We start from the raw sequence: 14,317 nt of genomic DNA, 5'->3' as shown, positions 1-14,317 counted from the left end.
TCAGTGCTCCTTGACCAGGTCGGCGTAGGGGCCGCCGGCGGCGACGAGGTGTTCGTGACGGCCGCGTTCCACGATCGTGCCGTGGTCGAGTACGACGATCTCGTCGCTGTCCCGTACGGTGCTCAGCCGGTGGGCGATGACGACGCAGGCGCAGCCGCGGCGGCGCAGGTTGTCGATGATGATCTGTTCGGTCTCGGCGTCCAGGGCGCTGGTCACCTCGTCGAGCACGAGGATGCTGGGGCGGCGGACCAGGGCCCGCGCGATCTCCAGGCGCTGGCGCTGGCCGCCGGAGAAGTTCCGGCCGTCCTGTTCGACGCGGCCGTGGATGCCGCCGGGCCTGCGGGCGACGGCGTCGTACAGGCAGGCGTCCTTGAGCGCGGCGATGACGGCGTCGTCCGGGATGGAGGGGTCCCACAGCGCGACGTTGTCGCGGATGGTGCCCTCGAAGAGGAAGACGTCCTGGTCGACGAAGGAGACGGAGGCGGCGAGCGCGCCGCGCGAGATGTCCTCCAGGCGCTGCCCGTCGATGCGGATCGTGCCCTCCCACGGGCTGTAGAGGCCCGAGATCAGCCGGGAGACGGTCGACTTGCCGCTGCCCGAGCCGCCCACGAGGGCGACCTGCCTGCCGGGGCCGACGGAGAGGGAGAAGCCGGTCAGGAGCGGCTTGTCGAGGGGGCTGTAGCCGAAGGTGACGTTCTCAAGGGTGACGTGGCCCTTGAGGCGGCGGGTGCTCGCCTCCGGTTCGGGGCGGGAGTAGAGCGTGTCGACGGGGAAGTTCTCGACATCCTTGAGGCGGGCGACGTCGGCGCCGAAGTCCTGGATGCGGCCGGCGACGCCGTTGAGGCGGGTGATCGGCGCGGTGAAGCGCACCACGAGGGCCTGGAAGGCGACGAGGAGTCCGATCGACAGATGTCCCTCGACCGCGCGCAGGCCGCCGATCCACAGGATCAGCGCGCTGTTGAGCGTCGCGAGCGTCGGCGCGACGACGCCGAGCCAGGCGCTCGGCACACCGAGGCGCTGCTGCTCCTCCAGGGTGGTGGCGTGCTGGCCCGCCCACCGCCGGAAGTAGCCGTTCTCCCCGCCGGTCGCCTTCAGCGTCTCGATCAGCTGCAGGCCGGTGTACGAGGTGGTGGTGAGCTTGGCGCTGTCGGCGCGGAGCTTCTGGGTGCCGGTGGCCCGCAGGCGGATGACGACGCGCATCGCGACGATGTTCAGCAGGGCGATGCCGACGCCCACGAGGGTGAGCTGGGGGTCGTAGGTCCACAGCAGGGCCGCGTAGAGGAGTACGACGATGCCGTCGACGCCCGCGGCCGTGAGGTCGCGGGCCAGGGTCTCGGCGACCGCGTCGTTGGACGCCAGGCGCTGCACCAGGTCGGCGGGGCTGCGCTGGGCGTAGAAGGTGACGGGCAGGCGCAGCAGATGGCGCAGGAAGCGGGCGCTGCTGAGGGTGGAGGAGATGATGCGGCCGCGCAGCAGGTTCGCCTGTTGCAGCCAGGTGAGCACCAGGGTGAGGGCCACCATCGCGCCCATCGACGCGAACAGCGCGCCGAGCAGCGAGGTCTGGTGGCCGACCAGGAACAGGTCGATGTACGTGCGGCTGAGCGCGGGCAGCGCGGCGCCGACGGCCACGAGGAGCAGGCTGGCGAAGAGCGCGGCGAGCATGGTGCCCGTGGTGCCGCGCAGCCGCGCGGGGAGCGCCTTCATGACGCCGGGCCTGCGGCCTCCTGGGCGGAAGTCCGGTCCCGGTTCGAGGACCAGGACGACTCCGGTGAAGCTGGTGTCGAAGTCCTCGGCGGGCACGAAGCGGCGGCCCTTGTCGGGGTCGTTGATGTGCACGCCACGGCGGCCGAGGCGGCGGCCCGGGCCGTCGTAGACGACGTAGTGGTTGAACTCCCAGAACAGGATCGCGGGCGCCTTGACCTCGGCGAGCGCGGCCGGCTCCATCTGCATGCCCTTGGCCGTCAGGCCGTAGCTGCGGGCCGCCTTGAGCAGGTTGCTGGCCCGCGAGCCGTCGCGGGAGACGCCGCAGGCGATGCGCAGCTCCTCCAGCGGGACGTGCCGTCCGTGGTGGGCCAGGACCATGGCGAGGGCGGCGGCACCGCACTCCACGGCTTCCATCTGGAGGACGGTGGGGGTGCGGACGGTCTTCTGCCGCTTGCCCTTCGACGCAGGGCGCGGTGCGGCGCGACGGCTGCGGCGCGGGGGCTCCGGGCGGTGCCTGCGCCGGCCGCCGGGGGGCGGCAGGGGCTGCTGGGCCGCCGGGGACGGGTGTGGTGCGGTCACGGAAGCAGCCAATCGATCGGTCGCTGCTCGGCGAGCTGGAAGGCGCCGGCGGCCGGGGTCATGGACTCCAGGGCGAAGGGCGGGCCCTGCTTGGTCCACGCGTAGCCGGACTTGGCGGTGGCGGAGCGTTCGAGCCGCACGAGGACGGCGACGGGCGGCCCGTCCTTGGTGAACTGCGCGGCGAGCTCCTTGTCCCCGAGGAACCCCGCCACCTTCTGCTCGCTCTGCGCGGCCCGCCCGACGGCCTTCACACGGCCGCGCAGCTTGCCGTACTCCTCCGCGGGAACGGACTGGACGGTGACGTCCACCGAGGCGCCGACGGGTACGGTGGCCGCGCTGTCCGCCGGTACGTAGAACATCGCGAGGAGCGGGTCGTGGGCGCCGGATACGCGCTCGACGGTGGCGACGTCGGCGCCGGTGGTGACGACGGTGCCGATCCTGGCGACCACGGAGGTCACCCGGCCCGCCGCGATGGCGCGTACGACCTTGTCACCCTGCTCCGTACGGACGTTGAGCACGGGGGCGCCGGCGGAGAGCCGCTCGCCGTCCTCTGCCAGGACGCGGGTCACCTGGCCGGTGACGGGGCTCTGCAGGACGTAACTGCCCTGGCCGTGGGTGAGGATGCCGGGGGCGCGGAGGGTGGAGGAGACCGAGCCTGTCACGGCCCAGATGCTCGCGGCGGCCATGACGACGACGGTGACGGCGAGGACGAGCAGGCCCTGGGGACGGGCGTAGCGCACCGGCAGGTCGAGTTCCTCGGGCGACTGCAGCTTGGACAGGGCCTGTTGGCGGAACTGCACGGGACGCTTTCCTTACTTTGCCTACGGCGTCCGTGAGCCCCGGAACTGGATGTTCCGGGGCTCACGGATCAAGGGTGTCTCAACGAGGTCGAGACTCAGAGACCGGCGACCGTGCTGGTGGCCAGGCCCGCGACGGGGGCCGTGTTCAGGCCGGTGGTGCCCTCGACGAGGCCGACGGCCGTGCCGACGGTGGAGGAGACCGGGGCGATCGAGTCGACGACGCCGGTCACGGTGCCGACGGCGTTGGCGGAGAGGCCACCCGAGACGTTGTCGAGGTCGGCGTCGGAAATCTCGAGGGTCTCGACCTGGGAGATGTGGTTCATGGTGTGAACTGCCCTTCTCATGAGCGGTGCAAAGGTGTTTTCAACACTGCGGATTTCTGGGGACGAATTCCGCGGTGGCCAGGATCAAAGCACGTTCGCATGTCGTACATCCAATCGAGGTGGTGGCACTCCGTCGCGGCAGCGGCATCGAATCGCCGCTGCGTGCAGGCGTGTTCACCGGGCGAGGACAGCCCCTTCACAACATTCACAGACGGAAATCCCGCACACGGAAGGACTCCTTCCACCAAAGCGGACACTCTCACCGCAATGGGCAGGCTCTATGGTCAATGCACGAAACCAAGAACGGCACTTGCGCTGATTTCCGTGACCACGCTGCGCATTGGATGTGCAGGTCCGTTGAAGGCCCGCCGGAGCGTGTCCGAAGCCCTGGGGTGGGCAAGTCGCTTGTTCGAATCGCTATTGAGGCATCGCGCCTCGCCCCTTCGCGCGGCGGGCGGGGCGCGGGCGCCGGGACGGGCTGCTGGGAGCCGGCCCGGGGCGTTCACCGTGAGGTGGCGCGGGTGGCTGTCACCCCGAGCGCGGCGTGGGGCCAGGGAGCCGGCCGGCCGACGCGCCCGGCACCCGTTCGGTGGCCGGCGCGCGCCCCGGCGGGTAGGCGCGAAAGGTTCGTTGCGGCGCCTGCCCGGCGGCAGTAGAAGAGGCATTACCCCTAAACGTTGCGGCCGCGGCGTCCATCAAGGCATCACATCGCAGCTCTCAGAGAAGCCAGGTGATCCAACATGCCGCAAGACCCGCACAGCGCAGTCACCAACGAGCCCGAGGACGGCACCGCCACCCTCGCCGTTGAGCAGGAAGCGGTCCTGCAGCCACCCTCCCAGGGGACCGAGGGCGAGCCCCAGCACTCGACGGGCGAGGGCCTGGAGCACATCGAGGGCTACCGTCGCCCCGAGCACTTCGCGCCGGAGGCCTGGACGGCACCGACCGCCACGCTGCCCGACATCGGAGAGGCGTCGTTCGGCCCACCGCCCCTGGCTCCGGAGACGGTGCACGGCCCCGATGACCGCGTACAGATCACCAACACCAGCGTGTATCCGTGGCGGGTGCACTGCTACCTGCTGATCACGGCCCGCGACAACGCCCTTTACCAGGGCACCGGCTGGCTGCTCGGTCCCCACACCCTCGCCACCGCGGGCCACTGCGTCTACATCAAGGGCAGCGGCGTGGCGGGGCGGGACGGCTGGGTGAAGAGCATCCAGGTCATGCCCGGGCGCAACGGCGGCTCGCTGCCCTACGGCAGCGTCACCTGCACCAGCTTCCGTTCCGTGGTCGGCTGGACGGAGAACGGCGACGCGAACTTCGACTACGGCGCCATCGTCACGCCCAACAACATCGGTTCCACGGTGGGCTGGTTCGGCTTCGGCGTATATTCGGACTCGGACCTGCTCAAGACCACGGGCAACATCGCCGGCTATCCGGGCGACAAGCCCGGGGGGACACTCTGGTACGCGGCACGCGGGGTCGACTCGGTCGCCGCGCGCAAGGTGTACTACGACATCGACACCGCCGGTGGACAGAGCGGAAGTTCCGTCTACCGCATCGACAACAACAACCGCTACGGCTTCGCCATACACGCCTACGGCGGTTCCCGGGTGAACTCGGGTACGAGGTTCACCACCCCCGTCTACAACAACTACGTGGCATGGAAGGCGTGAGCCGACCCTCATGAGCGGCAGCAGCTCCGGAGTGGAGATCACCGGTGTCGTCCGCGACACCTCGGGCACACCGGTGGCGGGCGCCCACGTCCTGTTCACCGACGGCCCCCGGCCCCTGCCGGACATCGCTGCCCTGACGGACGCCGAGGGACGCTTCTCCCTCGGCGCCCCCTCACCGGGCTCGTACACACTCACGTGCCGGGCGGACCCGCTCATGGGCCCGTCCGGCACGGCCGAGGCCACGGTCCGCGTGGAACCGGGGGCGCGGGCCACGGCAGCGGGGCCGGTCCGGGTCGACCTGACACTCGGTCAGTGACCGAGCGGCTGAGCGGCTAGGCCCGAACGGCTTCCGACCGCAGGAAGCCGAGCACCAGCGAGACGACCCGGTCGGGGAACTGGTCGTGCGGGTAGTGCCCGGCTCCCTCGATCATGTCGAGGGAGCCGAGGCCGGGCGGCAGGGCCTCGACGACCGCCGTGCCCTCGGCGTGCGGGTCGGCCCAGTCGGGGTCGAGCGTGCCCATCACCACGAGGACCGGGCATTGGACGTTGCCGAGCTGTGCGCCCGCGTCGGTCGGGGCGCTGCGGCCCATGCCCTGTAGTGCCTTCATCCGGCCCGGCTCACGAAGCATCGAGTCGATGCGGCCGAGCCGTTCGGCCCAGTCGGCCGGCTTCACGCCGGGGCAGGCCACGTCGAGGTACGAGCGCCAGAGCGGCACGCTGCCGAACACACCCGCGCCGAGCAGCCGCAGCATGCCTCGACGGAACCGCTTGACCCGCAGGTCGCCGAGGCGGACCGACTGCTTGCGGGTGAACGGCGCCAGTTCCACCACCGCGCGGACGAGCGAGGGCTCCCGTGCCGCGGCGATGGTGGCGGCGCCGCCGGATATCGAGTGACCGACGAGCACGGCGGGGCCGCCCAGGTGCCGCACCAGGGCGAGCAGGTCACCGGCGATCGCGGTGCGGCTCCAGGCCGGCCAGTCGACGGTGGACTCACCGCAGCCGCGCAGATCGACCGCGGCGACCCGGTACCCCGCCGCCACCAGCTCCGGGGTCACGGCGCGGTACGCGGCGCGGCTGTCACCCATGCCGTGCGCGAGCACGACCAGCGGGCCCGACCCCGTCACCTCGTACGCGATGGTGCCGCCGTCGACGACGAGGTGCTCGGTCATGACATCCCCCTGATGTGGCTAACAGTGTTAGCTGAAAGCTAATGCTGTTGGCCCCACCTGTCAACGACGGGCGATCCACCGGGTGTAGTGGTGAGGGCCTCCGCAGGCGTCAGAGCCGGCGAAGAGGTCCAGGAAGCCCTGGAGGAACTCCTCGCTGTACACCGCCGCGAGCGAGGGGGCGACCTCCTCCCTGAAGATCCGGCCGAAGCGGGCGTACGTCGGCGTCGACGTCCGGTCGGTCACGTCGCGGAAGTCGAGCAGGTCGAGGCCGGCGTCCGCGACCTGCCGGGCGATCTGTTCGGGCCGCGGATACTCGCTGAGCAGTGCGATGCCCCGGAACGCCTCCGCCACCGCCTTCTGGGCGGCGTTCGCCGAGCCGTGGAGGAAGTAGTCGTACGCCACGATCCTGCCGCCCGGCTTGAGGGCCCTGGCCAGGCGGGGCAGGACGACGGGGCGGTCCATGTGCCCCAGGGACTCGATGGCGACGACGGCGTCGAAGCTCGCCTCTGCGCACTCCAGATGGTGGGCGTCGGCCACCTCGAAGCGGACCTGTTCCGCCAGGCCCTCCTGGGCGGCCTGCCGGGTGGCCTCCTCGATGTGACTCGGGATGACGGACACGCCCAGCACGTCCGCCCCGGTCTCCCGGGCGATCCGCAGGGCCGGGCCACCCATGCCGCAGCCCAGGTCGAGCACCCTGTCACCCGGACCCACCGCCAGGTCGGCGACGGCCCGGCCGGTCAGGTGGTCCTGCGCCTCGGCGAGGCTCCTGGGGTCCTCGGGCGAATCCCACCACCCGCAGTGGAAGTTGCTGCCGCCCAGCTTGGACAGCAGCTCGGCGGCGAAGTCGTAGGAGGTTTCGATGACGTCGGGCGTCGGAGCGGTGGAAGGGACGGACGCGTCCTGGGAAGCCACTTTGGGCGGCATGAGCTGCCTCTCTGTCGACGGGATCGTTGTCACACGCCCTCGGGGGCGTACGGATGCGCTCCTTGCGGCTGCGGAGCCCACCGGGAGAACTGCCGGAGGCCGTAGAGCAGCGGCACTCCCGGAACGGAGAAACTGCTCACCACCCGGCCGAGCACCACGGTGTGACTGCCGACCGTGGACAGCTCGGCGGCCCGGCACTCGGCCACCGCGAAGGCGTCCCGGGCCAGCCAGGGAAGGCCGTAGTGTCCGAACCGCTGCCACGTCACCGTCGCGAACCGGTCGTCGACCGGGGTGGAGAACATGACGGCGGTGTCGCGGGCACAGGAGTTCAACAGGTTCACGGCGAAGCCGCCGCTGTCGCGGATGGCCGACAGCGTGCTGCTGGTGGTGTTGAGGCACAACAGCAGGGTGGGCGGGGTCAGGGTGACACTGCACAGGGAGGAGCAGGTGGCTCCTCGCGGCTGCGCGTCCGTGTCCAGGCTGGTCACGACCGCCACGCCGGTCGGGAACGCGCTCATCAGAGTGCGGTAGTCGTCGACGTCCGTCGAGGACGGGTTCGCGGCGGTCATTTGCCGTGGAGCCGAAGGAGATACTCGTGGTTCGAGGGCAGCACCTCGGCCAGCTTCCGCTGCTCCTCGGCCACCCGGTCGAACAAGTACTGGGCACCGCCGGCCGCGTCCGGACGGTGCATGAGGGCGGGCAGGGGATGGTCCGGCTCCAGGCCGAGGCCGGCGAAGACGGAGTAGTAGCTGCCGTTCGTCCAGAAGTTGCGGAACTCCACGTCGAAGTTGTCGTAGTAGGCGCCCTCCGTGCTCGCCGGAGGGTTGATCGGCAGCCCCGCGCGGTACATGGCGACCTTCTCCTGGATCCCGTCGGGGAGGCGGAGGTCCTTGTTGGCCTTCCAGAAGGGGGTGTCGGTGCGCGGGGAGAGCGCGAAGTGCGCCTGGATGAAGTCCCGTGTGTCGTCGAACATCGCCTCGATCTCCCCGTTGAAGCGGTCGGCGAGCACGGCGTCGAAGCGCTGGTCCGGGAAGTGCTTCACGAGGTGGTAGAGGGCGGCGGTGATGAAGTAGATGCCGGTCGACTCCAGCGGCTCCAGGAAGCAGGACGCCAGTCCGACGCTGACGACGTTCCTCACCCACGCGCGACGGTTCCTGCCGACGCGGAAGCGGACGTGGTTGAGCCGGTCGCCCACCTCGTCCGGGTCGAGCCCCCACATCCGGCAGAAGTCCGTCGCGGCCCGGTCCTGGTCGGCGAAGGCGTCGGAGTAGACGTAGCCGGTGCCGAAGCGGCCGAGCATCGGGATCTTCCAGGTCCAGCCGGACTCCATCGCGATCGCCGAGGTGTACGGTTCGACGCCGTTCGCCTCGTCGTCGTTCGGCAGGGCGTACGCCACCGCCCTGTTGCAGAGCAGATGGTCGCTCATGTCGATGAACGGCTCTTCCATGGCCTTGTTGATCAGCAGCCCGCGGAAGCCCGAGCAGTCGATGAACAGGTCGCCTTCGATGACGGCACCGGACTTGGTCCGCAGTGCCGTGACGAAGCCGCGCCCGTCCCTGCGGACCTCCACCATCTCGTCCTGGACGTGGGCGACATCCTGCTTCTCCGTGGCGAAGCGGCGCAGGAAGTCGGCGACCAGATGGGCGTCGAAGTGCCAGGCGTAGCGGGTGACCGGTTCACCGGCGTGATCGCGCGGGGCCTTGAGCGCGTCCATGATCGCGACGCCGGGGAAGCAGGCCTGGTCGAAGGGCTTCTCGGTGGCGCCACGCTTGCGGTCGTAGACCCAGTAGTGCGAGAGCGGGAGGCCGTCGTGTTCGGGCAGGAGCCCGAAGGGGTGGTGGAAGTGGTCCGGGCGGCCGTCGATCTCGCGCGCGTGCGCCTCGCCCTTTCCCGGCGTGGACCAGTTGATGAACTTGACGGCCACTTTGTAGGCCGCGTTGCATTCGGGCATCCACTCTTCCTCGGCGAGGCCGAGCTGGTCGAAGAAGACCCTCTGAAGATTGGGTACGGTGGCCTCTCCGACGCCGATCCTGGGAATGGACGGCGCTTCCAGGACCGTCACCCGGACGGTGTCCCCCAGTTTCTTCGCCAGATAGGCGGCCGACATCCAGCCCGCCGTACCGCCGCCCAGGATCACGATTTCCTTGACCCTATGGTCCATGACAGGAACCCCCTCGGAACTGTGTCTTGGAAAGCCGGATTCCGTTCAGCGTATGAGCAGTTGGCGCGGCCCGACTGAGGCCGGACGTGCAACCTACGCGATCACGCGGGATGACCCGCACGCCCCTCGTACGCGCGTTCCGTGTGTGCCCCATCACCGTCCGTGAGCGGTCCCGACTTGGGGATGTGGCGGGGGGCAGTGATCGCGCACAGTCGACTGCCATGTGGGCATCAACGCAGTTGGAGCAGGAAACAGCGGCAGACGGAAGTCTGGACGTCGCGGTCCTCGGCGCGGGCGTCGCGGGTCTGGTGGCGGCGACCGAACTGGAGGCCCTGGGGCGCCGGGTGACGGTCCTGGAGGGCAGCGAGCGGATCGGCGGCCGGGTCTACACCCACCGGTTCGGCACGGCGGACGACGCTCCGTACGCGGAACTCGGCGCGATGCGCATTCCTTCCTCCCATGAACTGACCATGGAGTACGTGAAGAAACTCGGTCTCGAATCCGCGCTGCGCCCGTTCCGTACAATCCTCAGTGACGACAACAATTACCTGGCCATCGGAGAGGGATACGTCCGGGTCAAGGACGCCGCCGCCCCCCTCATGGCCGATCTGCGCAGCCTCATTCCGGCGCCGCGCAGGGAATCGTACAAAGAGACCACCCTGCTGTTCGGTGCGTGGCTGGCCGCCCTCGTCCGCGCGGTGGCACCGGCAGAATTGCGCGACAATCTCGCGTCCGAACTGGCCACGGTTCTCCCGCTCGCCGACGACATCGACCTCGCGCCGTATGTCCACGGTGTACGGGCCGACCGGCTCCGTCTCGGCCCGGTGTTCCGCGACCACCCCGAGCTGCGGGCCGGCTGTAGTCCGCGGCTGTACGGCTTCCTCGACGATCTCCTCCTGGAGACCGACACCGACCTGATGTACCTCAGCGGTGGGATGAGCCAGATCTCCGACCGCCTCGCGGAGCGCCTGCGCACACCGGTCCTGGTGGGCCATGAGGTGGTCACGATCCATGCCGGCGAGGACCGGACCGACGTACGACTGCGGGTGGACGGTCGGGAGTTGACGCGTCAGTACCCGGCCGTCCTGTGCACTCTGCCCTTCTCCGTGCTGCGCGGCATGGCGCTGACCGGCCTCGACGACGACAAACGCGAGGTCATCAGCAGTGTCGAGTACGGGGCCGCGACGAAGACGGCCCTGCACTGCCGGGACGCCTTCTGGGAGGAGGACGGACTCCGGGGCGGCGGCTCGGCGACCGGCGGGCGCGCCCGGCAGACCTACTACCCGCCGCTGGAGGGCGATCCGGCCAAGGGCGCGACCCTGCTCGGCTCGTACGCGATCGCCGAGGACGCCGATCTGCTCGGGCAGTTTCCCGCGCAGGTCCGGCACGCGGCCGTCGTCGAGGAACTCGCCCGGCTGTATCCGCAGCTCAAGGAGCCGGGTGTCGTCCTGGACGCGGCGAGCGTCGCGTGGGCGGGCAACCGCTGGAGCAACGGCTGCACGTCGCGCCGCTGGCGTTGGGGCAGCGACGCCGCGCGGTGCGCCGAGGAGATGCGGCGGGCCGCCCGCCCGCAGGGACGGCTGTTCTTCGCCGGGGAGCACTGCTCGGCCACCCCGGCCTGGATCAACGGTGCCATCGAGTCCGCGCTGGCCGCGGTGACGGCCATCGACGGGGCGCTGAAGGGGGCCCGGTGAGCATCTTCGACCTGCCCCGCCTGCACTTCGCGGGCACCGCGGTGACCCGGCTGCCCACCGGGCCGCGCGGCGGTCTCTACGACCTCGCCCACCAGCGGGCGCTGACGGCCGACGGCCGGCCGTTCCCGGTGGACCGGCCGCCGCGGGAGTACCACGAGCACCTCGACCGGCTGGGGCCGCGCTTCGACCCGGACGGCCGGGTCGCCGCCGACGGGCGGTTCGGCACGGTCAAGGGCTGGAACTTCGGCGGCAACGGGCACTTCTGGGTGGACGCCCGGATCACCGCGTGGGAGCGGGCCCCGGGCGACGCCGACACGTCCGACCCCGTCGTCGGCAGGCACGTCGACATGTGGGGCCACTACAACGACTACCTGTCGACCACCCACAACCGCGCCCGTGTCCTGGACATCGACCCGGCGTCCCGCTGGACCACCACGCTCATGGTCGGCCAGTTCGGCTTCGGCAGGAAGGGCCGTTCGCACGAGGTCGGCTACCTGGCGACCGGCGATGTCACGGGTCTTCAGCCGCCTCGCCGGCAGAACTCCCGCCACGTACTCGACGCCGGCGACCACCCCTTGGCGGACGAGTTCTCGCGTTCGGTGGTGCACCAGTTCGCCGTCCAGTCCCGGCACGGCCTGACCTGGTCGGACGAGACGGAGACCTCCGAGGCCGCCCGGCTGCTCCGCGCGCGCGTCGCCGAAGGGGAGTTCGGGGGGCTCGTCGTGCGCTTCGCGCTCACCAACATGGCCACGCCCCAGGCCCACGACGCCCCGGACCTCTGGCAACTGCGCGGCACTCTCGCGCCATGGCGCCGCGACGAGGAGCGGACCTGCCCGGCCGGGCGCCCGCTCACCGCCCGCGGGCCGCGCCGCTCGGGCACGGCGGCTCCGCTGCACCACGCCGCGGTCAGCGTGAGCGACGAGCACACCACGGTCGACCTCATCACCGCGGTGCCCGTCGTCCACCGGGGCGCCGAGCCCGTCCCCGGGCCGTTGCACCCGCTCGGTCCGCGCCTCGACGTCGGGGACCTGGAGCTGCGTACGCGTGACTCCGGACGGCTGATCGCCCGCGTACCGGCCGACGCCTATCTCGGGGACACCGACCTGACGGGCGGGCTCGTCACCGTCCCGACGCTCTCCTCCCCCGCCGCCGAGCCCATGATCCTCGTCGGCGCGCCCACGGGGCGACGGACGGAGGTTCTCCTGACCGAGGAGGAGACGGTGGTCCTGGCCGACGACTCCGCCCTCTTCCTCGACCCCGCGGAACCGTCCGGCGATGCCACGGAGGTGACACTGCGCGCCTACCGTCTGGGGCGTCCGGCGCCGGGGGCCGAGCTGCGGGTCACACAGTTCTTCAACCCGCGCGCCCTGCCCGGCCATCCGGTGGCGCAGGCGGAGGGCGCCCGGTGCGGCGACGTGCGGATCGTGGACGTACGCCCCGGAACGGCAGGGCGGGAGGGCGGCGACGACAGCGAGTGGGCGGCGTCCTGCACCCTGACGACCGACGCCGAGGGACGCGGCACCTTCACCGTCCGGCACGCCTCCCCCGGCACCACCCGGCTGCTGGTCCTGCCCGAGGGGGACGAACCGCCGTGCGACCCTGCCGAGTACGGGTCCGCCGCCCGCGCGTACGACAACGACGACCGCCTCGGCTACTGGCCCGCCGTCTGCGCCGTGGACGTGCGGGCCCTGCCCGACACCCGGCACCTCGACGACATCCCCCGCGACCAGGTCACCTTCGAGGTGCTGTACCGGGAGGTGTACGCCCCGTACGAACTGCTCCACTCCTTCATGACGGACGAGATCTTCAGCCTCGCCGACCGTTCCCGGGTGGCCACCTACGCACGGCTCATCTGGCTGATGTGCGACCCAGCCAACAAGGACAAGACCTATTACATGCCGCCCACCCGCGACATGACCGGCCCACAGGCGAGGCTCCTGCTCGCCTATCTGCGGCAGGACGAGGCAGACCGCAGGCCACCGCCCAGGACGGTGCCCCGGCGGCCCCGCGACAACCCCCTCACCACGCGCGCCCAGCTCCACGAGGCGCTTCGGGAGGCCGCCACCGTCGAACTCGCCGTCATGCTCCAGTACTTGTACGCCGGGTGGTCGATCCCGCTGTACGGCGCGGGCCGGGAGCTGGTGCGGCGCGGGGAGTGGAGCCCGCGCCAGCTCCGCCTGGCGTGCGGCGACGGCGGGGAGACCCTCAGCAACGGCATCCGCGGCACCCTGATGGGCGTCGCCCGTGAGGAGATGACGCACTTCCTGGTGATCAACAACATCATCACCGCGATGGGGATGCCGTTCCACATGCCGGGCATCGACTTCGGCACCCTCAACAGCCGCCTGCGGATGCCGCTCGACATGAGCCTGGAGGCGTTCGGTCCGGGCAGCGTGCAGCGGTTCATCGCCCTGGAGCAGCCGTACGGCATCAGCGCCGACCTCGCCGAGGACACCGCTCAGGAACGGGGCGACGGCCGCGCCTATCCGTACGAGTCGCTCAGCGACCTGTACGCCGCGATCCGGGAGGGCATCGCCACCGTGCCGGACCTCTTCCCGGTGGAGCGGGGGCGTGGCGGGGGCGAGCACCATCTGTTCATGCGCAAGTCGGTCAACGCCACACACCCCGACTACCAGTTGGAGGTCGACGACGTCGCGAGCGCCCTGTTCGCCGTCGACTTCGTCACCGAACACGGTGAGGGCAACGCACTGCCGAGCGCCGCACCCGATGAGGAGTCGCACTACGACACCTTCCTGCGGATCTCGGACCTGCTCGCCGCCGAACACCACACGGACAGGGCTCCGGGGCGGCGACCGCCGTGGACCCCCGCCTACCCGGTGCTGCGCAACCCCTCGCTGCACGCGGGCAATCCGGCCCTCGATCAGGTGACCGCCCCGGAGGCCCGTGCCGCCCTGGTGGCGTTCAACCACGCGTACTTCCTCATGAACCAGCTCATGGTCCAGCACTTCGGCGCCGCGGCGGACAGCAGCCTGCGGCGCTCGCGCCTGATGAACGCGGCGATCGACGTCATGACGGGGATGATGCGGCCGCTGGCCGAGCATCTGGTCACACTGCCGTCCGGCCGGCCGGGGCGGACGGCGGGCCCCTCCTTCGAGCTGCCGGAGGTGCCGGGCCCGATCCCGCGGCCGGACGTGGCGGCGCGGGTGTTCAGCCGCCGCTTCGCCGAACTCGCCGACATGACGGCCAAGCTGCCCGGCCTGCCCGAGCGGGTCCCCGAGCTCATGCGTTCGTACGCGGATCACTTCGGCAAGGGAGGCCGTTGACCTCCT

11 protein-coding genes are annotated in these 14,317 nt (G+C 70.8%); 4 read left to right on the top strand and 7 right to left on the bottom strand.

Annotation, left to right across the window (positions count from 1 at the left end):
• The 3 genes from ACZ6JY_RS11325 to ACZ6JY_RS11315 form a co-directional block, all read right to left on the bottom strand.
• A complete protein-coding gene (locus ACZ6JY_RS11325; protein WP_469194607.1) occupies positions 1-2,283 on the bottom strand; it encodes an NHLP family bacteriocin export ABC transporter peptidase/permease/ATPase subunit in 2,283 nt (760 codons plus the stop codon).
• Entirely contained in the window at positions 2,280-3,083 is an 804-nt protein-coding gene (locus ACZ6JY_RS11320) for a hypothetical protein (protein WP_469194606.1), read from the bottom strand. The genes ACZ6JY_RS11325 and ACZ6JY_RS11320 overlap by 4 nt, the downstream gene beginning before the upstream one ends.
• A 95-nt stretch (positions 3,084-3,178) precedes the next feature.
• On the bottom strand, positions 3,179-3,406 hold the full coding sequence (locus tag ACZ6JY_RS11315) for a type A2 lantipeptide (protein ID WP_469194604.1): 228 nt from the start codon (positions 3,404-3,406) through the stop codon (positions 3,179-3,181).
• A 740-nt stretch (positions 3,407-4,146) separates the two neighbouring features.
• Between ACZ6JY_RS11315 and ACZ6JY_RS11310 the strand changes: the two genes are divergently transcribed.
• Positions 4,147-5,079 (top strand): trypsin-like serine peptidase, encoded by a 933-nt coding sequence (locus ACZ6JY_RS11310; protein WP_469194602.1) that lies wholly within the window; start codon positions 4,147-4,149, stop codon positions 5,077-5,079.
• Between the two features lie 10 nt (positions 5,080-5,089).
• Positions 5,090-5,395 (top strand): carboxypeptidase-like regulatory domain-containing protein, encoded by a 306-nt coding sequence (locus tag ACZ6JY_RS11305; RefSeq protein WP_469194600.1) that lies wholly within the window; start codon positions 5,090-5,092, stop codon positions 5,393-5,395.
• A gap of 16 nt (positions 5,396-5,411) precedes the next feature.
• On the opposite strand, the gene ACZ6JY_RS11300 is transcribed toward ACZ6JY_RS11305, so the two are convergent.
• The 4 genes from ACZ6JY_RS11300 to ACZ6JY_RS11285 are packed head-to-tail and all read right to left on the bottom strand — an operon-like array spanning position 5,412 to position 9,333.
• A complete protein-coding gene (locus tag ACZ6JY_RS11300; protein ID WP_469194598.1) occupies positions 5,412-6,248 on the bottom strand; it encodes an alpha/beta fold hydrolase in 837 nt (278 codons plus the stop codon).
• Between the two features lie 60 nt (positions 6,249-6,308).
• On the bottom strand, positions 6,309-7,172 hold the full coding sequence (locus ACZ6JY_RS11295) for an SAM-dependent methyltransferase (RefSeq protein ID WP_469194596.1): 864 nt from the start codon (positions 7,170-7,172) through the stop codon (positions 6,309-6,311).
• Positions 7,173-7,201: 29 nt separating this feature from the next.
• Entirely contained in the window at positions 7,202-7,741 is a 540-nt protein-coding gene (locus ACZ6JY_RS11290) for a flavin reductase family protein (protein ID WP_469194594.1), read from the bottom strand.
• Positions 7,738-9,333, bottom strand: coding sequence for a tryptophan halogenase family protein (locus ACZ6JY_RS11285; protein ID WP_469194592.1), 1,596 nt, complete (start codon positions 9,331-9,333; stop codon positions 7,738-7,740). Before ACZ6JY_RS11285 ends, ACZ6JY_RS11290 begins: the two co-directional genes overlap by 4 nt.
• A gap of 221 nt (positions 9,334-9,554) precedes the next feature.
• Between ACZ6JY_RS11285 and ACZ6JY_RS11280 the strand changes: the two genes are divergently transcribed.
• Positions 9,555-11,027, top strand: a complete 1,473-nt coding sequence (locus ACZ6JY_RS11280; protein WP_469194590.1) for a flavin monoamine oxidase family protein — start codon at positions 9,555-9,557, stop codon at positions 11,025-11,027.
• Positions 11,024-14,311: a ferritin-like domain-containing protein gene (locus tag ACZ6JY_RS11275; protein WP_469194588.1), complete on the top strand. Its 3,288-nt coding sequence runs from the start codon at positions 11,024-11,026 to the stop codon at positions 14,309-14,311. The genes ACZ6JY_RS11280 and ACZ6JY_RS11275 overlap by 4 nt, the downstream gene beginning before the upstream one ends.
• Positions 14,312-14,317 lie beyond the last annotated feature (6 nt).

The organism is Streptomyces sp. NPDC046335, assembly GCF_055587985.1.
The sequence above is the reverse complement of the archived record's forward strand: the minus strand, read 5'-3'. Positions and strand labels throughout refer to the sequence as shown.

Coding starts and splice junctions, on each gene's coding strand:
- ACZ6JY_RS11310 (WP_469194602.1), top strand. CDS start 4,147: ATGCCGCAAGACCCGCACAGCGCAGTCACCAACGAGCCCGAGGACGGC.
- ACZ6JY_RS11305 (WP_469194600.1), top strand. CDS start 5,090: ATGAGCGGCAGCAGCTCCGGAGTGGAGATCACCGGTGTCGTCCGCGAC.
- ACZ6JY_RS11280 (WP_469194590.1), top strand. CDS start 9,555: ATGTGGGCATCAACGCAGTTGGAGCAGGAAACAGCGGCAGACGGAAGT.
- ACZ6JY_RS11300 (WP_469194598.1), bottom strand. CDS start 6,248: ATGACCGAGCACCTCGTCGTCGACGGCGGCACCATCGCGTACGAGGTG.
- ACZ6JY_RS11315 (WP_469194604.1), bottom strand. CDS start 3,406: ATGAACCACATCTCCCAGGTCGAGACCCTCGAGATTTCCGACGCCGAC.
- ACZ6JY_RS11290 (WP_469194594.1), bottom strand. CDS start 7,741: ATGACCGCCGCGAACCCGTCCTCGACGGACGTCGACGACTACCGCACT.
- ACZ6JY_RS11295 (WP_469194596.1), bottom strand. CDS start 7,172: ATGCCGCCCAAAGTGGCTTCCCAGGACGCGTCCGTCCCTTCCACCGCT.
- ACZ6JY_RS11285 (WP_469194592.1), bottom strand. CDS start 9,333: ATGGACCATAGGGTCAAGGAAATCGTGATCCTGGGCGGCGGTACGGCG.